Origin of the sequence: Marivivens aquimaris (genome assembly GCF_015220045.1) — a bacterium.
GTDB lineage: Bacteria > Pseudomonadota > Alphaproteobacteria > Rhodobacterales > Rhodobacteraceae > Marivivens > Marivivens aquimaris.
Map to the genome: position 1 here is coordinate 1,520,592 of NZ_JADBGB010000001.1, position 19,538 is coordinate 1,540,129.

Consider the following 19,538-nt stretch of genomic DNA (forward strand, 5'->3'; position numbering starts at 1 on the left):
CTTTGTGCTTCAAATATCCCGGGGGTGCGGGGGCAGCGCACCCGCTCCGTTAGATCGACACGCGCTCCAGCAGAACCTCTCGCGCCAACGTGGCCTTGGGCTCGTGCAACACGACCGATCCACGGTTCACCGCATAAAAGTCATCCGCCAGATCAAAGGCAAAGTCGAAATACTGCTCCACCAGCACCACAGCGATCTCGCCTTCTTCGCGAAGCTGGGCAATCACGCGTCCGATCTGCTGGATAATGTTCGGCTGGATGCCCTCGGTCGGCTCGTCGAGCAGCAGAACGCGAGGCCGCGTGATGAGCGCGCGGGCGATGGCGAGCTGTTGTTGCTGGCCGCCCGAAAGGTCTCCGCCGCGACGGTGGAGGAAGTCCTTCAGGATCGGGAACAGCTCGAAAATCCGGTCGGGCACACCGCGTTCGTTGCGGTCGAGACAGGCAAACCCGCTCTCCAGATTTTCCTGCACGGTCATCAGCGGGAACACCTCACGGCCCTGCGGGACATAGGCGATCCCTGCCCGCGCGGCGCCGAAGGCGGTGAGGTGCTTTAGCTCCTTACCGTCGAGCACGATGCGGCCGTCCTCGTAGGGATGGCGTCCTGCGATGGCCTTCAGTAGCGAGGTCTTCCCGACCCCGTTCGTCCCCATGACGGCAGTGACCTGCCCCGCCTCGGCAGTCATGGAGATGCCGTTGAGGATCTGGCTCTGCCCGTATTTCAACGTGAGGTTTTCAATTTCGAGCATGTTCAGCGCCCCAGATAGACTTCGATGACCTGCGGGTTGGCGGTAACGTGGTCGAGGCTGCCCTCGGCCAGCACCGATCCTTCGTGCAGGACAGTGACTTTGCAGTTCAGGCGGCGGACGAACTCCATGTCGTGCTCGACAACCACCACGGCGCGGGTCTTGGCGGCGCGTTTCAGCAGATCGGTGGTCTGTTCACGCTCGGCAGGGGTCATGCCCGCAGCGGGTTCGTCCACGAGAAGCAAACGCGGGTCCTGCGCCAGAAGCATGCCGATTTCGAGCCATTGCTTCTGGCCGTGAGAGAGCTCGCCCGACATCCGGTCCAGTTGATCCGCGAGGCCGATTTCCTCGGCCAGTTCCAGAATGCGCGCGTTGTCGTCACGGTTCTTTTTATAGAACAGCACATCAAACGGACCGCGATCGTTTTTCAGTGCCATGGCGAGGTTTTCCCGCACGGTTTGCGCCTCGAACACGGTCGGCTTCTGGAATTTGCGTCCGATGCCTTCGCGGGCGATCTTGCTTTCGGACATACCGACAAGACTGATCGACTTGTCACCGAAAACAACAGTGCCTTCGTCCGGTTTGGTCTTGCCGGTGATGATGTCCATGAACGTCGTCTTGCCCGCCCCGTTCGGGCCGATCACGGCGCGAAGCTCGGGTTCATCGACGGCGATGGACAAGTTGTTGATGGCGCGGAAACCGTCGAAGGTCTTCGACACGCCGGATACTTCGAGAAGTCTGCTCATTCCGGTTTTCCTTCTTCTGCGCGCCAGCTGCCGTCATCAGGGCCGTAGTCCGCGTTGCGCTTGACCGCGACGAAATCGAAGAGGCCGCCGATGCCCTGCGGGAAGAACAACGTCACCGCGACGAACGAGAAGCCGAGCAGCACGAGCCACCAGTCGGTCCAGACGATTTCATAGAAGCCGAGGTTGATTGCAGGTGCGCCGCCCCCCGTGAACCACGACGACAGGAGCGAGACGAACGTGGCCCCGATCACTGCGCCATAGAGGCGACCACGACCACCGATCGCGACCCAGACCGCGAGGTAGATCGAGGCGATGGGTGCGATCTCGGCAGGGTTGATGATGCCTGCTTGCGGGTAATAGAGAGCGCCCGCTACGCCAGCCACCATCGCGGTGAGGGTGAAGACGAAGAGCTTATAGGTTTCAACGTGATAGCCAAGGAACCTCACGCGGGATTCGTCGTCACGGATCGCGCGGATGACGCTGCCCATCTTGCCTGACGTCACGAAGGCGAACAGGAGGTATGCCAGCGCGAGAGCAACCGCCGAGGCCCAGAAGAACCAGACAGATACCCAGTCCTGACCCGCCGAAACTCCGGGAATGTTCTGGAGGCCCGAGAGGCCGTTGTTGCCGCGCAGACCACTGTCGTTCTGGAAGAGGTAGAGCGACAGCGCGAGGGTCATCGCTTGTGTCAGGATCGACAGATAGACGCCCGTGACGCGGCTGCGGAACGCCAGCCAGCCGAAGACCAGCGCCAGAAGGCCCGGCACGATCAGCACGGCGAGCAGTTGCAGCGGCAACGAGTGCGCGAACATCCAGAGCGCGGGGAGTTCGGAGCTGCCGACCACGCCGAAGATCTGCGTGCCGATAGCGTCCGAGACCTCTTGCGGGGTCGCGGGGAGCGGTTGGTTGGCGAGGGATGCGGCCACGATTTCCTCGGTCCGCGCATACATCAGCCACATGCCGACCGCGTAGCCTCCGATCCCGAAGAACGCGAAGTGGCCGAGGCTGAGGATACCGCAGTAGCCCCATACCACATCCATTGCGATGGCGATGATGCACAGGCACAGCGTCTTGCCGAGCGTTTTGACGAAGCTGGTCGAAATCAACCCGAAGCCCGTCGCCTGCGCCATGAGCGTGACGGCCACGGTGAAGATCGCGAGGACCAGAAGGAAGATCAGGACCGAGCGGTTCGATGCAAGGAGGGTTCTGTTCATTGGGTCTCTCCTGCGGCGTTCGCGCGGACGTTCAAGGACGCACGGGGGGCCAGCCCCCCGTTCCCCCCGAGGTATTTTTGCCAGAGTGAATGACAGGTCATGCTCAGTTCCCCGCCGCGCGGCCCTTGAGGGCGACGATGCCCTTGGGACGGAACTGGATGAAGATGATGATGAAGAGGATCATGTAGGTTTGTGCCGCCAGCGTGTTGGACGGATTGAACCACTCGATGCCCTTTTGAAGGAAGCCGATCAGCGAGGCGCCCGCGAGCGTTCCCCAGACGTTGCCAACGCCGCCAACGACGACGGTCATGAAGCTCTGGACGATGTAGTCGGCGCCCATTTCACTGGTGACTTTGGCATAGAGGCCGATGGCGACGCCCGCGATCCCCGCGATGCCGGAGCCGAGGCCGAAGGTCAGCATGTTGATGCGGTCGGGGTTGATGCCCATCGACGCGGCCATGCCGGGGTTCTGGGTGACGGCGCGGACCTCGAGGCCGAGGCGGGTGCGTTTCAGCACGAAGAGGATCAGCGCGAGGAAGATCAGCGCCAGCACGAAGATCGCGATCCGGATGTAGCTGATGGAGACCACGTCGTTGAACACGAGCGCGCCGTCCAGCCAACCGGGTGAGGTGAGCGGGCGGGCTTGGGTGCCGAAGATGTTCTTGGCGATCTGCTGGAGCGCGATCGATATGCCGAAGGTGGCGAGGAGTGTCTCCAGCGGGCGCTTGTAGAGGTGACGGATCACCAGACGCTCCATCGCGACGCCAGCGGCGAAGGTGACGCAGAACGCCAGCGGCAGGGCCACGATGATCGAGACGGTGTAATCGGGGATCACCTGCTGCACGACGTAGCCGGTATAGGCGCCCATCATGATGAACTCGCCGTGGGCCATGTTGATCACGCCCATCACGCCGAAGGTGATGGCGAGGCCGATGGCGGCGAGGAAGTAGATCGACGCCAGCGAGACCGCATCGAGCGCGATGTCGGCGGTCTGCATGGCGCTGACCTTGAGGTCTACGTCGCGCATAGCGGCATAGGCGGCGTCGGTGATGGCGGCGTCAGGCTCGACATAGGCGTCAAAGAAGGTGTGCGCTTTGATGGCGGCCTCACGGTCGGCGGGCGGCACGAAAGGTGCGGCCTGCCCTGCATCAACGAGCGATTGATAGGCGCGGATGCGGGCGGCGGGATCGTCCATGTCAGCAACGAGAACGCCGGCGACTTCGCCGTTCACGATGTTCGCGGTAAGGGCCGATTTCACATCGGCATCGCTCACGGTCGTCGGAGCGAGGCCAGCGGCGGCCAGTTCGGCGTAGGCGGCATCGACGGTGAAGGTATCGTCCACCTTGCGGATGCGGGCGACGTTGGTGCCTTCGGGCATTTCAGCGGCAACGCTGGAACGGGTCGTGAGGATCTGGTTCAGCGCAGCGCGGCTGTCGAGGCTGACACCTTCGGCCAGCGAGTTGATCGCCTCGACGCGGGCTTCTGTGGTGTCGCCAAAACGGGCGGTGAGCAGCGATAGCAGGCGCTCCTTGCGGGCGGCGATGTCGGGATCGGTTTCGCCTTCGAGCGAGGCGGCGAGCGGTTCGAGATGTTCGGCGGAACCGTCACGGTTGATAGCGTCGAGCGCGGCAATACGACGGGCCGGATCAGGGTCCGATAGCTGGAAACGCACCAGCGCAGAGCCGATCACGCCGCGCACACCTGCGTTCGGCTTGATCTGGGTGAGTTGGCCCTTGTCGGCGGTGCCGATCTCTTCACCCGTATCGATGTCGATCAGCGTGTAGGGATCGCTGCCTGTGACATAGACGAAGCGGCCATCCTCGTGTTGCCAGACATCCTTGGCCTGCCAGCGTTCGAGGAAGGTGGCGACATCGTCCGCGCCGGAAGCCAGAAGGGCCTCGACAGCGTCGGCGGTCGTGCCGCGGGAGGGTTTGTTATAGAGGGAGGGGTCTTCCTGAAGGACCGATTGCAGGTCCTGAGCCGATGCGCAGACAGCCGAAACCGCCATGGCGCAGGCAAGCAGAAGGGCGCGGAACATCTCGCGTCTCCTTGAAAGGGTATTTGGGAGGTGGCAAGGGGCGGCGCGCGCCCCCTGCCCGTGATCACAGGATCAGTAGTTCGAGGTCAGCTGGACGCAGGTCTCGGTTTCGGTGTTGTACATGCCGCACTTCAGATCGACCCAGTCGGATTCGAGGACTGCCGATTCCGGCAGGAAGTCGGTCCATGCGTCACCAGCGACCGGCTCGGTCTGCGAGATGATGTCGAACTGGCCGTCAGCGAGGATTTCACCGATCAGAACCGGCTTGGTCAGGTGGTGGTTCGGCAGCATTTCAGCGGTCGAGCCGGTCAGGTTCGGGAAGGTCTGACCCGGCATTGCATCGATGACAGCGTCAACGTCGGTGGTGCCGATTTCTTCGACAGCCTGAACCCACATGTTGAAGCCGATATAGTGAGCTTCCATCGGGTCGTTGGTCACGCGGGCGTCGTCACCGATGAAGGCGTGCCATTCTTCGATGAAGGATGCGTTCTCTTCGGTGTCTGCCGACATGAAGTAGTTCCATGCAGCGAGGTGGCCGACGAGGTTCGAAGTGTCGAGGCCCGAAAGTTCTTCTTCACCGACCGAGAATGCGACGACCGGAATGTCTTCTGCCGAAACGCCCTGAGCAGCAAGTTCCTTGTAGAAGCCGATGTTCGCGTCGCCGTTGATGGTCGAGATCACGCCGACCGACTTGCCGTCAGCGCCCAGCGCGACAACGTCCGATACGATGGTCGCCCAGTCCGACTGGCCGAACGGGGTGTAGTTGACGAAGATGTCTTCGGCAGCGATGCCGTTGTCCTGAAGGTAGGCTTCGAGGATGTTGTTGGTGGTGCGCGGGTAAACGTAGTCGGTGCCGAGCAGCGCGAACTTCTCTACGCCGAGTTCTTCGAGGAAGTAGTCGACAGCCGGAATAGCCTGCTGGTTCGGAGCGGCGCCGGTGTAGAACACGTTGCGCGAGGACTCTTCGCCTTCGTACTGGACCGGGTAGAACAGAAGGCCGTTCAGTTCTTCGATCACCGGCAGAACCGATTTACGCGAAACCGAAGTCCAGTTACCGAAGATGACATCGACTTCGTGAACGGTCAGAAGCTCGCGGGCCTTTTCAGCGAAGAGCGGCCAGTCGGACGCGGGGTCGACGACGACAGCTTCGAGCTCGCAACCCAGCAGACCGCCCTTGGCGTTCTGGGCTTCGACCAGCATCAGCATGGTGTCTTTGAGGGTGGTTTCGGAGATGGCCATGGTGCCGGAGAGCGAGTGCAGGACGCCGACTTTGATCGGTTCTTCACATTCGGCGAAAGCGGCGCCCGCGCCGGCGATCAGCGCAGCGGAGGAAAGAGCGGGCAGCATGAATTTCTTGAACATTGGTAGTCCCCTGTTGGCGCAGCCGTCTTCCATCCGGGCCTCTGTGCAAACAGAAGCCGGTCGGTTACAGTCGGACTGCAGCCTTGTTGCTGAAGTCGCGTCGAAGGGGGTGGTCTGCCAGGATTGACCCTTCGCGCGGCGGTTTTGGCGGGCGGTGATACCCGCACGGCAGAAGGTGCCTGACGGTACGTCCGCAGCGCAAATTCCGCCGCATCATGAGAACTTGATTCAGGAATGCATGTTCAAAAATTAACCAACATGCGCAAAACTGCCTAATAAACAGACGCTGCGATAACGGTTCCGTGAGGTCGCGATGTTTGAAAACGGCCAAATGTCAGCCAATTTCGTCCTTTTGTGCCTGACATTAGAGACACATGTCCGAATCCGCACATGAGACGATGTTATTGTAACCTTAAATCAAAGGTTGATTAGGAAGCACCTAATTACCCATAAATAGATTAAGCGGCTTGTATGTTCTTGAAATTTCAATGCCGCCCGCCGGAAAGCCAGACTTCCGCCAATCTATACCAAGGAGTATTTAAGTTATGCTCCTAGCCCGTTGAGGGTGTGTTTAGGTCGGCAGATATGGCGACTAGGGTAGTGCCAGTAACCACCGAAGAGTGACCAGGATCTGAACTGATGTTGTTCGGCCAGTACCAGAGTAGAAGGAAAAACCGGAAGCGCACCGATGCAACCGACTTCTATCTGTTTCAGGACACCGAGCGCTCGCACATCTACCGCATCCGCGAACAGATCGAAGACAAGCCGGTCCGGCTGAGCCTGATCTACGGTATCTTCATGCTGGTCTGGGTCGTCATGCTGACGCTTGGCCACACCATCGAACATAGTGGCGATGCGCTGACGGACCTTTATCCACACGTAGCGGGCGTCGCCGTGGTGCTGGGCGTCTTTATCTATCCGCGACGTTATATCTGGATACCGATCGTCACCTTCGCCCTCGTCTATGCCGTGACGCCGTTTGTCGCGATGCGCGGTTATGCCATAGCGGGCGAGACATCGGAGTTCATTGCCCTCCTGTGGATCGGGCTTGGCGCGAACCTGCTGGTGTCGATCCTTCTGGGCATGTGTGCCCGCGCGTTGCACGTCATGCTGCACCGCGCGTTCGAGCCGTTCATGCTGGACCTTGTGCTGTCGATTACCTCGGGGCCTGTGTTCGCGCTCTTCCTGTGTCTGATGGTGCCTGTGTTCATCAACACAGCGCTCATCCACTCCCCCAACGCGGCGCAGAGTATCGGGCTGGATGCGGGCTACACCTTCGAAGCGTTCGTCAAATCGGCCTACGGCGGTATCACCATCATGGGCCTGCTGATCGGCATCCTGCGTATTCCGCGCGAAGAACACGTCGTGCGCGCCCTGCCCTATGCCGCGCTATTCCCGCTACTGGCGATCCTCGGGAACAATGGTTTCCGGCTGGACGAAACATGGGACGCGCTGGCGCTTTGCGGTCTGCTGGCAATCCTTTTGCCGTTCGCGCTGGTGATCCCCACGCTCACGGTCGGCCTGATGTTCTACATCGGCATGACCGGAGCCGTCATCGAAATCGAGCCGCCCGAAAGTCACGCCGAACTGGTGCTGGAGATCTACTCGCTCGGCGCGTTCTTCATCATCATGCTGCTGCTCGCCATCCGCAGCCACGACCATTACCGGCGTGAAAAGCAGATGGGCTCGATCCGTCGCCTGAATACCGTCCGCAATAATGCGGGGGTCGGCGTGTTTTCGATCGACTTGCAGAACCGTCTGGTCAGCATCGACCCCGTGACCCAGCGGATGCTGAACCTCGGGTCCGAAATCGACCTGACTTCCATGATGAGGCAGTTTCCGCCCGAACAGCAGGAAGAGTTGCGGGACATGATGTTCGGCAATGGCGCCGATAGCAAAACACTGCTCGCCCGCCTCAAGGACTCGCCGACCAGCAGCCTGTCGCGCACCCTCCGCCTGTTTCTCTGGAACGAGCGCGGCCAGCGGAATGAACGCAGCATCCTCGGCCTCGTGGTCGATGTGACGGGCGAACACCTTCAGGAAAAAGCCCTGCGCGAGACGATGGCCGAGCTGTCGAGCAACAACGACAAGCAAAAGCAGCTGTTCTCGATCATCAGCCACGAGCTGCGGACGCCCGCGTCGATCATCTCCATGCTGATCGACGATATGGACGAGCCGCAGGTGGACTATGACCGCCTCCACGCCCGCCTGCGCGAGTCGACCGACCAGCTTCTCGGCGTGCTGACCGATATGCGTCAGGCTGTGAATCCCGAAAAGAACCTGCCTGTGAACCTCGTGCCGTTTGTGCCGTTCGAATTGGCCGAGTCGATCAAGAACACCTTCGAGATGCAGGCCGAGGCGGCAGAGGTGCTGATCCGCCTGCGCCTTGGCGACGGGGCGAACGAGCTGTGCATGGGCGACAACGTCCGTATCAAGCAGATCCTCGGCAACCTCATACGCAATGCGATTATCCACTCGCAATGTACGACCATCACCATCAGCTACCGTTCGGCCTACAACGTCGAGGACAGCAGCCGCATCGGTGTCTGGTCGATCAGCGATGACGGTGTCGGCATTCCACCCGATCAGGTCGAGCGTCTGTTCCAGCCGTTCCAGCGCGGCACGGGTGATGATCCGCGCAACCGTCCCGACGGCAGCGGCCTTGGGCTCTATATCGTCAAAAGCTCTGCTCACGTGCTGGGCGGCCATGTGGAATACTTCCCCGCCCCCGAAGGCGGCGCAGGCTATCACATCCGCCTGCCCGAGCCGCTGGCCGACGGCACGCTCCTGCCCGATGCGGATGATCCCGACGCGGACGATCTGGATTTCGCGAGCCTGCGTGTCCTTCTGGCGGAGGATAACGCGCTGGTGGCCGAGGTCACTTCGGCCCGTCTGCGCAAATACATGGGCAGCGTTGTCCACGCCCCTACGGGTCGCCGCGCGCTGGAGCTGATCCATCAGGACCCGCCGGATGTTCTGATTACCGACCTCTACATGCCCGAGATGAACGGCGCGGAGCTGATCCGCACACTCCGTGAGGAGGGCAACGATCTGCCCATCATCGGCCTCACCGCTGCCGTCGTGGGCGATGACATGCGCCAGTTCGAAATGGTCGGCGCATCGCACATCATGACCAAGCCGCTCGAAGATGCGCAGCTCATGCGTTTCCTGCGCAGCGAATTCGCCCGCCGCAAACGCGCTGCCGCCGAGGCCGAGGCCGCGGCAATGGCCCAAGCCGAAGCGGACGAATAAGTCAGCACAAATCTATCTCACGAAAACGGGAACCAATGCGTGTGTCGCCCCGTTGGTACTGCAACAAAGCAATTCCAACGGAAGAACTTATTATGGATCTCGTACGCGTACTTATCGCAATCTTCATTCCGCCCCTCGGCGTATTCCTTCAGGTCGGCCTTGGCCTCCAGTTCTGGATCAACCTGCTGCTGACCCTTCTTGGCTACATTCCGGGGATCATCCATGCCCTCTACATCATCCTTCGCGACTGAGCCGATCGTCACGCCGCGGCTTGACGAGCTGGATCGCCTTACAAAGATCGCCCGTATGATGGATAGCCAGTACAAGATCGCTGGCATCCGTTTCGGGTGGGATACGATCCTCGGCCTCGTCCCCGGTGTTGGCGATACGCTCACCATGGCCCCGTCGCTCTACATTCTGGCAAAGGCGCGAAAGATGGGCGCATCCAACCGCCTGTTGGCGCAGATGCTCGGGAATATCGGCATCGACTGGATTATCGGTTGGATTCCCCTCCTCGGCGACTTGCTGGACGTGGGCTTCAAGGCCAACCGCCGTAATGTGGAACTCCTCCACGGGATGCACGGGCTACCCTCTCCCTTCCGCGAAACGGCGGACCAATAACGGAAAAAGCCCGCGAGTGATGCTCGCGGGCTTTTCTTTTGTCTTCGGATCGAAGCGGCGATTAGCCGACCAGTTCGAGACCCGAGAAGAAGAAAGCGATTTCTTCTTTAGCGGTTTCCGGAGCGTCCGAACCGTGTACCGAGTTCTCGCCAACCGACTTTGCGAATTCAGCGCGGATGGTGCCTTCAGCAGCGTCTGCCGGGTTGGTTGCGCCCATGACTTCGCGGTTCTTCGAGATGGCGCCTTCGCCTTCCAGAACCTGAACTACGACCGGAGCCGACGCCATGAATTCGCACAGTTCGCCGTAGAACGGACGCTCAGCGTGAACAGCGTAGAACTGGCCAGCCTGAGCCGGGGTCAGGTGGATACGCTTCGAAGCGACGACGCGCAGGCCAGCGTCTTCGAACTTGGCAACGATTTTGCCGGTCAGGTTACGCTCGGTGGCATCGGGTTTGATGATCGAGAGGGTGCGTTCGACAGCCATGTTAGCCTCTATATGCAGCGGCCCCACGTGCGGGGGCGGGTTGGAAATTGGCGCTGCCCTAACATGTGTCAGCGCTCAAGAAAAGCGTTCAAACGCGGCTGGTTCGGCAACTTCACGCAAATGACGCATTTCCACTGTGCGTCTCGGGGGTGCGGGGCCTCTTTCCCAGCAAATGCGAACCTGCTAGCAGCAAGCCATGCTACGCCTCGACGATATCTCCTACTCCATCGAAGGCCGTGTTCTGATCGAGCACGCCTCTGCTGTCATTCCTACCGGCCACAAGGTCGGTCTCGTCGGGCGTAACGGCACCGGCAAGACGACACTGTTCAAGCTGATCCGCGGAGAGCTACACCTCGACACAGGCGACATCGACCTGCCGCGCGGGTGGCGGATCGGCGGCGTCAGTCAGGAAGTTCCCGGCAACGAAGTGTCGCTGATCGACACCGTGCTGGCAGCAGACACCGAACGCGCCGCGCTGATGGCGGAATCCGAGACCGCGACCGACGGCACCCGCATCGCCGAAATCCAGACCCGCCTTGCCGACATCGACGCATGGAGCGCCGAAGCCCGTGCGTCCTCGATCCTGAAGGGCCTCGGGTTCACCGACGAAGAGCAGAAGATGCCCTGCTCCGCTTTCTCGGGCGGCTGGCGGATGCGCGTCGCGCTGGCGGCAGTGCTGTTCTCGGAGCCTGACCTGCTGCTCCTTGACGAACCGACCAACTACCTCGACCTCGAAGGCGCGCTCTGGCTGGAGAACTACCTGACGCGCTACCCGCATACGGTCGTTATCGTCAGCCACGACCGCGAACTGCTAAACCGCTCGGTGACGGGCATCCTGCACCTCAATGACAAGAAACTCACCTACTGGACAGGCACCTACGACAGCTTCGTCCGCCAGCGCGCCGAACAGCGTGCCGTTTTGGAACAGGCAGCAAAGAAGCAGGACGCCAAGCGCGCCCACCTGCAATCCTTCGTCGACCGCTTCAAAGCCAAGGCGACCAAGGCCAAACAAGCCCAGTCCCGTGTGAAAATGCTGGAGAAGATGGAGACCATCCGCGTGCCCGAAGACGCCGCGCGGACCGTGTTCACCTTCCCCTCGCCCGAACCGCTATCCCCGCCGATCATCCGCGTCGAAGGCGGCAAGATCGGTTACGACGGCAAAGCTGTCCTGTCCCGCCTCAACCTGCGCATCGATCAGGACGATCGCATTGCGCTTCTGGGCCGCAACGGTGAAGGCAAATCGACCCTGTCAAAGCTGCTGTCCGACCGTCTGGAACTGATGGAGGGCGAGAAGGTCTCGTCCAGCAAACTCCGCATCGGGTTCTTCGCCCAGCACCAAGTAGACGAGCTACGGATTGAAGAAACCCCGCTCCAGCACCTCCAACGCGAACTGCCCGACCAGACGCCGTCCAAACTCCGCGCCCGCCTCGCCGGATTCGGCCTGATGGCCGCGCAGGTGGAAACCGAAGTCGGCCGCCTCTCCGGCGGTCAAAAGGCCCGCCTGTCGCTGCTCCTCGCCACGCTGGACGCGCCTCACCTGCTGATCCTCGACGAACCCACCAACCACCTCGACATCGAGAGCCGCGAGGCTCTGGTCGAAGCGCTGACCGCTTACAACGGTGCCGTCATCCTCGTTAGCCACGACATGCACCTTCTCAGCCTCGTGGCCGACCGCCTGTGGCTGGTGAAAGACGGCCAGGTCGCGCCCTACGACGACGACCTCGATGCCTACCGCAAGATGCTGCTGTCCTCGGACAAACCGGCCGAGAAAACCGCCGCTCCAAAGCCCAAACCGCAAAAAGCCGACCGCAACACGATCCTCGCCCTCCGCGCCGAGGTCCGCAAATGCGAAGAACGCATCGAGAAGATCAACGAGATTCGCGACCGCGTGGCGAGTGAGCTGGCCGACCCTGCGCTCTATGAAGACAGCAACAGTGCCAAGCTGGAAAAGCTGAACCGCAAATGGGCCGAAGCGGTGGATGCCACCGAGCGCGCAGAAGCGCTATGGATGGAAGCGCTCGAAAAACTCGAGGAAGCTGAAAGCTGATAGCGTGAAGGGGGCTCTGCCCCCGCGCTTCGCGCTCCCCCGGGATATTTGCGGCACAAAGGCAGAGCCTGCCTCTTCATTCTGACAAAAATACCTCGGGGTGAGGCCGCAGGCCGAGGGGCAGAGCCCCTTTTGCGTTCTGACCGTCAAAAACAAAAAAGCGCCTTACGGCGAACCGTAGGCGCTTTTTGAAGAAGAAGTGGCGCGGTTGACGGGGCTCGAACCCGCGACCCCCGGCGTGACAGGCCGGTACTCTAACCAACTGAGCTACAACCGCACTCTTCTTCGTGACACTTTGTTCAGCAGTGGCGCGGTTGACGGGGCTCGAACCCGCGACCCCCGGCGTGACAGGCCGGTACTCTAACCAACTGAGCTACAACCGCTCGCCTATGTGCTGTCCGGTGTGTCACCGGATGTGGGGCCTTCTAAGCGGAGTGCGGGGTGGCGTCAAGCGCCCTCTGACAAAAAAGTGCAACAAATCGAACCGGATGATGAATTCATTTGGAAACGGCCAAAAATCTCTTTGTTTCAGGGCTTTATGGCAATGGTGATTTTCTGGAAATTCAGCGGATTTCAGATCCGGTCGGGAAAACTGCAAGAAAACAAGGCAGGTTGAAACCGGCCCTGTCTGCCCCTATATCGTCCCCTAACAGCGGCGCCGGCGTGCGCCGTAGCGCGACGCGCAGAAATCTAGGCAAATCGGTGCTCTTATACTGGCGAATCCGCTTTTGCGGCTTGCCTAAGCGGTGCACCGGCACTAGTTTGCACGCCAAAATTCGTTGACTATAAAAAGGACAAAGGCCATAGCCCGTAGACCTCATAACGCACCGCCGGTGCGTGACACTGGACCCCGCATCAATGATCGCATCCGTTGCCCCGAAGTTCGCCTGATCGGCGCTGAGGGTGAAAACGTAGGTGTTGTGACGCCCGAGAAAGCTCTCGATATGGCCGAACAAGCCGGTCTCGACCTGGTAGAAATTTCGCCCAACGCGAAGCCGCCGGTCTGCAAGATCATGGATTACGGCAAGTACAAGTACGAGACCCAGAAGAAAGAGGCCGAGGCGCGCAAGAAGCAGAAGGTCATCGAAGTCAAAGAGGTCAAGTTCCGTCCGGGAACCGACGTCCACGACTACGAAGTCAAAATGCGCAATGTGCTCAAGTTCCTCGACAACGGCGACAAGGTGAAAGTCACTCTGCGTTTCCGTGGTCGCGAGATGGCTCACCAGGATCTTGGTCGCGAGCTGCTTCAGCGTATCTCTGAAGACGTGAAAGAGAACGGCAAGGTCGAGAACATGCCGAAGATGGAAGGCCGCCAGATGGTCATGATGATCGGACCGCTGGCCAAGTAATCTTGGTTCTCTTGCAGTAACGACAGGCCGCCTTTGGGGCGGCCTTTTGTTTATGTGCTGCGCGGTTTTGGTCGGGTGGGCATTTCCTTGAGGAGGCCGCCTACCCCCATTGCGGCGATGTCCGCGTCCGTGACCTCGATCCCGCAGAGCGTCCGCTCCAGCACCCAGTCGGCGCCGTTGAGCGCGGGCGAGCGCGCGCACCCCGGAAGGCCGATGACGGGGCGGCCTTTGTAGCTACCGATGAATAGCAGGTTTCCCGGATCGACGGGCATCCCAAAGCGTTCGACGGCGCCTCCAGCCAATCTAACAGCGCTGGGGGCCACGTCCGCGATGTCGGAGGTGGCCGAGGCGGTCAGAATCAGGATGACCTCTCCTTCGGCCTGTTTGATGGCCTCTGCGATGGCTTCGGTTTTGTGGGGGACTTTGATGCGGGGCGTCAGGGCGACGTCCAGCCGCGAGAGACGCGTGTTCGTGGCGCGGCGGCCTTTGTCGCTGTGGCTGGTGCCGTCGATCACCGTTTCGATCAGCGTGGCGCTTTGGTAGCGAGGTGAGTGGACGTTCATCGCGGTGCCCAGCGCTTCGGCGGCTTTGGTGACGTTCGCGGCGGCAACGCCGTAAGCGATGATTTTGACCGTGGCGATCATGGCGCCCGCTTCGACGCGCTTGTAGTGCGGAAGCGTGGCGATGGTGATCATCGGGTCGATGGCGTTGGCGGCGTGGATGCGGGCGGGATCGAAGCCGACGACCCCGGCGCGGGTAGCGTGAAGGTTCACGCGGCCCGTGGCGGCTTTGGTGATGCGGATGTTCTGTTTGTCGGGATCGCACACGAGCGCAGCGGCGATTTGTTCAGCGGCGGTGTTCTCGTCCAAGTCCTCAGGGCCGAGCCGCGCGACGATGACCTCCGCGATACCAGACTCTTGTAGGTCGGAAATGTCGGCGGTCGTGAGCTCCTTGCCCTTTTGCAGCTTGCGGGACGGCAAGCGGATGGAGTGGGCAGCGATGGCGCCCTCTGCCTCTGCAACGGGCGATGGGCCGAACTTCATGCTTTTCTCAGAACTTCAGTCACTTGCGCCATGATGCTCACAGCGATTTCGGCGGGGGACTTCGCGCCGATGTTCAGACCGACGGGGCCATGGATGCGGGCGATCTGTTCCGCTGAAAAACCGTCCTGCTCAAGCCGTTCAACCCGCTTGGCGTGGGTCCGCGTGGAGCCGAGGCAGCCGAGGTAGAACACGTCCGATGACAGCGCGGCACGGATGGCGGGGTCGTCGAGTTTGGGGTCGTGGGTCAGCGTGACGACGGCAGTACGCGGGTCGAGGCCCAGCGCCTCCATCGCCTCGTCGGGCCAGTCGTCGGAGATCACCTCACCGGGGAATCGCTCTTCGGAGCCGAAGACGGGGCGCGGGTCGATGAGTATGGGATCATAGCCGCAGGCGCGGGCCATCTGGACGAGCGGCTGGGCGATGTGGACCGCGCCGACGATCAGCATCCGCAGCGGCGGGTTGTGGATCGCGACGAAGGTTCTGCCGTCTTCCTCGACGCCCGATTTGTCGCTGCGGAATCGCTCGGCGTAGTCCGACGCATCCGCCAGCTTGCGGTCGTCGTTTTCCAGATCAGCCACATAGGCGATCCGCTGACGGGCGGCGCGGGCGTCGACCAATTCTTTCAGCAGATCAGCGGACAGCGCGTCCCCTCCAACGGGCTCGACCAGCACGCGGATCTGGCCGCCACAGGCGAGGCCGACAGCAAACGCCTGATCGTCCGAAACGCCGAATGCCAGGAGGCGGGTCTTGCCATCATCGACGGCTTCCATGGCTTCGGTGATGACCGCGCCCTCGACGCAGCCGCCGGAGACAGAGCCCTCCATCGCGCCGTCGCGATCGATGACCAGCTGGCTACCGATGGGACGGGGTGCGGAGCCCCATGTCTCGACCACCGTGGCGATCACGGCACCGCGTCCGCTGTTGTGCCACTCCAGCGCAAGCGCGGGGATGTCGGTTCTGTCTGTCATGATGGCCTCCCTACCCCATTCAAGATGAGAGAAGCCGCAACGCGGTTCAACTCCTACCGTAGTCTTACGCGCAAAAAAGAACGGGCCCCGAAGGGCCCGCCTTTGTCAGTTCTTACTGTGCGCTTGCAACCTGATCGAGCAGCGGGGTGATCCGGCGGATCGTGGCGCGGCGGTTCGCCTGCTCTGCCGACTCGGTGTTCACCTTCAGGTAACGTTCGCCATAACCCTGTACGACGAGGTTTTCCGGCGGGATGTCGAAGTACTCGGTCATAGCCAGCGCAACGCTTTCCGCGCGGCGGTCCGACAGGCCGAGGTTATTGACGTCCGAGCCGACAGCGTCGGTGTGACCTTCAACGAGGAAGATCTCGTTCGGGTTCTTCTGGACCATGTCTTCAATCAACAGACCCATGCGAACGAGGCTGGTGATTTCAGCCTGCGAAATCGCAGCCGAACCGGTGGCGAAGTTGATGGTGTCCAGATCAATGGCCGGAACCAATTCGCGGACCGAACGGATCTCGCGGATCTGACGCAGCGAGTAGCTACGATCAACGTTCTGCGGCTTCTGGGCCTGCAGAGCGGCGATCAGACGAGCAACGTCAGCGTCGTTGACCGAGTAGCTCGGTGCCGGACGGGTGGTTTCGCGGAGCGAAGCTACGTCAACCGGCTCAGCGGCGCGCTCGGCGTCGGTGATGAGGTTGATGCGAGTGCCGTCGGTCAGGATACGTGCACGGGTCACAACGCGGCCGAGGTCGTCACGGATGGTCAGAACCTGCGTGCCGTCCGGACGGGTCACGGTGGTACGGGTCGAGCCGTCAGCGAAGGTTTCGGTCTTCACGTCGTTACCTGCCTGGTTCAGCAGAGCATCGTCGTTCTTGTAGATTTGCAGACCGTTCGGGCCTTGAACGATAACGCGGTCGCCGGTGTTGCCGACAACTTCTTCACCGTTGTCGAGCAGCGAGCCAACAGCCACAGCACCGAGACCGACCAGAAGGGCCTTCTCGAAGTTGCTCAGGCCACCGTTGTCTTCGCTGGCTTCGGCGTTGTTGGCCGAGGTGGTTTCAAAGTCTTCGTCCGAGGTGCGAACCTGTTCTTCGGTCAGCGTCTCTTCGGTGACTTCAGCGTCGGCAGCGTTCTCGTCCGAAGCGGCGAGCGGAGCAGCGTCCTCTTCCTCTGCGGTCGGGTCTACAGCCGGCTCGTCGTTGGCAGCGACTTCTTCTGCGCCTTCGTCAGCGGCAGCAGCTTCTTCGTCGGTGGTAGCTTCAGCGTCGGTCGCAGCGGACATTTCTGCCTGCATCTCTGCGATCTGGTCAGCCATCTCCTGCTGAGCCTGCTCAAGAGCGGCCTGCTCTTCGGCAATCTGCTGGGCTACTTCGTCCGAAACTTCCTTGGCTGGAGCGGGTTCTTCCGAAGCAGCTTCGCCTTCGGCGTCAGCTTCCATCTCGGCTTCTGCGTCGGCGTTCATTTCACCTTCTTCAGCCGGTGCTGCTTCAGCTTCGGTAGTTTCCGGAGCCATCTCTTCCTGAGCGGCTTCAGCTTCAGCGCTGGCTTCAGCTTCGACCGAGCCGTCTTCGGTGGCTTCGGCTTCAACTTCTACTGCGTCTTCCGAAGTCGCTTCATCAGCAGCCGGAGCGGCTTCTTCTGCGGGCGCAGCTTCGCTCTGGGCTTCGATCTCAGCTTCGACTTCGGCGTCCATCTCGCCTTCAGCGGCTTGATCGTCTGCCGGAGCAGCTTCGACTTCTTCCATTTCCGGTGCCATTTCCTCGGCAGCACCATCAGCGGAGCCTTCAGCTTCTACAGCGCCACTTTCGTCAGCGGTTGCCTCTTCGGCAACCGGCTCGGCAGGATCCGCAGCCTGTTCCATAGCAGCGTCCGACTGCGCATTCGCATCAGCCGGTTCGTCGCCGGTTGCCGGTTCGGCAGCATTTTCGTTTGCCGGATCAGCCGGGGCGACATCACCCATTTGCTCTTGGCTCTGCTTGGTCAGCTCGACAATCTTGTCCTGACCCAGTGCGTCGACCAGCATCGGGTCTGCAAGCGGGATCGCCATCGGCTCGCCGGTTTCGCACGGCGGGATGATACCACCTTCGCAGAGCAGAACAGCAGGTTCGCCGTCCGGCGTGGTGGTCAGTTCTTGGGCGTGAGCGGTACCAAGGAAAGAGGCGTTGGGTACAATAAGGGAAAGCGTGGCCACCAGAGCGGTCGTGGCACGGGATGAATTACGGGGCATATGAACTCCTCTGAATGGACGTCATCTGGCAGGACCAGACGCGCCGAATTGCCTAAGCAACGCACGCCGCCCCGTTTTTGATCCATCAGGAGATGTGAAATTCTTCGAGAGGTTCGCCTGTTAAGCGTCTTTGTGCCGATCGACCATCGCCATCAGCCGCGCTTTGTCCCCGCCGTCCTTTGCATCCGAGATCGCCTCGGCAAGACCTTGCAATGATGCGATATTGTGGCCCGCGCGGAAGCTGGTCACGTGCGGCAGCATTTCGACGATCCCGCGGGCTTTGGGCGCGAAACCGTCCCATCTGAGCAGCGGATTGAGCCAGATCAGTTGACGTGACGACAACCCGAGCCGCTCCATCGCCTTACCCAGCCCGCCCTCGGGGTCACGGTCGAGCCCGTCGGTGATGAGAAGAACCACAGCGCCCTGCCCCAGCACCCGCCGCGACCAGTCGCGGTTGAAGCGGTCGATGCACTCACCGATACGCGTGCCGCCCTGCCAGTCCTGCGCTTCGGCACCGACCGCGGCGAGCGCGGCATCGACGTCTTTGTGCTTGAGATGGCGAGTGATGTTGGTGAGCCGCGTCCCAAAAGTGAAAGCATGGATTTTGGCCCAGCCCTGCCCTTTGGCATTGGCGACCGCGTGAACAAAATGCAGCACGGCGCGGGAGTACTGGCTCATGGAGCCCGAGATATCGCAGAGCACGACGAGGTTCGGGTAGCGTTCGCGTTTGTGGCGGGTCGCGAAACTCTGGATTTCGCCACCCTTGCGCATCGACTGACGCAGGGTGCCGCGCCAATCGGGGATCTGCCCGTGACCTGCGATGGTCCGGCGGCTCTGCACGGGACGGATCGGCAGGGTCATCTTGGCGAGGATGCGTTTGGCCTGCGCCATCTCCTCGATCGACATCTGTTCGAAATCGAGGGTTTTCAGCCGCTCTTCGGTCGAGATCGTGCGGGAGGCGTCGATGTCGATGAGCGCTTCTTCGTCTTTCTGGTCCTCTTCGGGCTGCGGCATGGGGATGTTGTGGTCATCCAGCAGCGCCTCCGCCGCGCGTTTTTCGGCGGCTTTGGCTTTGCGCTCTTCCTGCACGCCGCGCACGGAGGGCAGCATCATCGCCATCATATGTTCGAGGTAACGCGGGTCGCGCCAGTAAAGGCGGAACACCTGCCCGTAGATGGTCCGGTGTTCGGGGCGGGTGCAGAAACACGCCTCCAGCGTCCAGTAGAAATCGTTCTTGCGGGTAAAACCTGCCGCCTCCACCGCACGGATGGCGTCGATCACACGGCCCGGACCGACGGGGATGCCGGCCTTGCGCAAAGCACGGGCGAAGTGCGCGATGTTATGCGCGAGCTTGCCGTCCTCCGGAATATCGAGCGGGATGTACTCAGCCATTGGCGTCGCGGCGGGGGGCTGTCTGCCCCCCGCACCCCCCGAAGGTATTTTTG

The 19,538-nt window shown here is 61.3% G+C and carries 15 protein-coding genes and 2 tRNA genes; 5 read left to right on the forward strand and 12 right to left on the reverse strand.

The genetic code is table 11. The features are described from left to right. Positions 1 to 49: 49 nt before the first annotated feature. The 5 genes from urtE to urtA all read right to left on the reverse strand — a co-directional run bounded on the left by urtE (position 50) and on the right by urtA (position 6,102). A complete protein-coding gene (urtE, locus tag IF204_RS07565; RefSeq protein ID WP_167637996.1) occupies positions 50 to 745 on the reverse strand; it encodes an urea ABC transporter ATP-binding subunit UrtE in 696 nt (231 codons plus the stop codon). A gap of 2 nt (positions 746 to 747) precedes the next feature. Further along, positions 748 to 1,488 carry an urea ABC transporter ATP-binding protein UrtD gene (urtD, locus tag IF204_RS07570; protein ID WP_194095906.1) on the reverse strand — a complete coding sequence of 247 codons (741 nt, stop codon included), beginning with the start codon at positions 1,486 to 1,488 and terminating at the stop codon, positions 748 to 750. Continuing rightward, on the reverse strand, positions 1,485 to 2,702 hold the full coding sequence (gene urtC / locus IF204_RS07575; RefSeq protein ID WP_194095908.1) for an urea ABC transporter permease subunit UrtC: 1,218 nt from the start codon (positions 2,700 to 2,702) through the stop codon (positions 1,485 to 1,487). The genes urtD and urtC overlap by 4 nt, the downstream gene beginning before the upstream one ends. A gap of 103 nt (positions 2,703 to 2,805) precedes the next feature. Further along, complete coding sequence (gene urtB / locus IF204_RS07580; protein ID WP_194095909.1) at positions 2,806 to 4,740, reverse strand: urea ABC transporter permease subunit UrtB; 1,935 nt, start codon at positions 4,738 to 4,740, stop codon at positions 2,806 to 2,808. Positions 4,741 to 4,812: 72 nt separating this feature from the next. Then, positions 4,813 to 6,102, reverse strand: a complete 1,290-nt coding sequence (gene urtA / locus IF204_RS07585; RefSeq protein WP_194095911.1) for an urea ABC transporter substrate-binding protein — start codon at positions 6,100 to 6,102, stop codon at positions 4,813 to 4,815. 639 nt (positions 6,103 to 6,741) lie between these two features. Here urtA and IF204_RS07590 point away from each other — a divergent pair. The 3 genes from IF204_RS07590 to IF204_RS07600 all read left to right on the forward strand — a co-directional run bounded on the left by IF204_RS07590 (position 6,742) and on the right by IF204_RS07600 (position 9,975). Next, complete coding sequence (locus IF204_RS07590; protein WP_194095913.1) at positions 6,742 to 9,354, forward strand: hybrid sensor histidine kinase/response regulator; 2,613 nt, start codon at positions 6,742 to 6,744, stop codon at positions 9,352 to 9,354. 92 nt (positions 9,355 to 9,446) lie between these two features. Next, on the forward strand, positions 9,447 to 9,605 hold the full coding sequence (locus IF204_RS07595) for a YqaE/Pmp3 family membrane protein (RefSeq protein ID WP_167637990.1): 159 nt from the start codon (positions 9,447 to 9,449) through the stop codon (positions 9,603 to 9,605). After that, entirely contained in the window at positions 9,577 to 9,975 is a 399-nt protein-coding gene (locus IF204_RS07600; protein WP_194095914.1) for a DUF4112 domain-containing protein, read from the forward strand. The genes IF204_RS07595 and IF204_RS07600 overlap by 29 nt, the downstream gene beginning before the upstream one ends. Positions 9,976 to 10,036: 61 nt before the next feature. Here IF204_RS07600 and ndk read toward each other — a convergent pair whose 3' ends face one another. Next, positions 10,037 to 10,459 carry a nucleoside-diphosphate kinase gene (gene ndk / locus IF204_RS07605; protein WP_167637988.1) on the reverse strand — a complete coding sequence of 141 codons (423 nt, stop codon included), beginning with the start codon at positions 10,457 to 10,459 and terminating at the stop codon, positions 10,037 to 10,039. 196 nt (positions 10,460 to 10,655) lie between these two features. Between ndk and IF204_RS07610 the strand changes: the two genes are divergently transcribed. After that, complete coding sequence (locus IF204_RS07610) at positions 10,656 to 12,506, forward strand: ABC-F family ATP-binding cassette domain-containing protein (RefSeq protein WP_194095915.1); 1,851 nt, start codon at positions 10,656 to 10,658, stop codon at positions 12,504 to 12,506. A 200-nt stretch (positions 12,507 to 12,706) separates the two neighbouring features. Here the strand turns inward: IF204_RS07610 and IF204_RS07615 are convergent. Further along, positions 12,707 to 12,783 (reverse strand) — tRNA-Asp (locus IF204_RS07615). A 29-nt stretch (positions 12,784 to 12,812) separates the two neighbouring features. Continuing rightward, a tRNA-Asp gene (locus IF204_RS07620) sits at positions 12,813 to 12,889 on the reverse strand. Positions 12,890 to 13,339: 450 nt separating this feature from the next. On the opposite strand from IF204_RS07620, the gene infC reads away from it, so the two are divergent. Next, positions 13,340 to 13,855 carry a translation initiation factor IF-3 gene (infC, locus tag IF204_RS07625; protein WP_322743269.1) on the forward strand — a complete coding sequence of 172 codons (516 nt, stop codon included), beginning with the start codon at positions 13,340 to 13,342 and terminating at the stop codon, positions 13,853 to 13,855. A gap of 50 nt (positions 13,856 to 13,905) precedes the next feature. On the opposite strand, the gene IF204_RS07630 is transcribed toward infC, so the two are convergent. The 4 genes from IF204_RS07630 to IF204_RS07645 form a co-directional block, all read right to left on the reverse strand. Continuing rightward, a complete protein-coding gene (locus tag IF204_RS07630) occupies positions 13,906 to 14,898 on the reverse strand; it encodes a molybdopterin-binding protein (protein WP_194095916.1) in 993 nt (330 codons plus the stop codon). Further along, positions 14,895 to 15,866, reverse strand: a complete 972-nt coding sequence (locus tag IF204_RS07635) for an XdhC family protein (protein ID WP_194095917.1) — start codon at positions 15,864 to 15,866, stop codon at positions 14,895 to 14,897. The genes IF204_RS07630 and IF204_RS07635 overlap by 4 nt, the downstream gene beginning before the upstream one ends. Before the next feature lie 112 nt (positions 15,867 to 15,978). Beyond that, positions 15,979 to 18,093: an OmpA family protein gene (locus IF204_RS07640; RefSeq protein ID WP_194095918.1), complete on the reverse strand. Its 2,115-nt coding sequence runs from the start codon at positions 18,091 to 18,093 to the stop codon at positions 15,979 to 15,981. 120 nt (positions 18,094 to 18,213) lie between these two features. Beyond that, positions 18,214 to 19,485, reverse strand: coding sequence for a vWA domain-containing protein (locus IF204_RS07645; RefSeq protein WP_194095919.1), 1,272 nt, complete (start codon positions 19,483 to 19,485; stop codon positions 18,214 to 18,216). Positions 19,486 to 19,538: the final 53 nt, after the last annotated feature.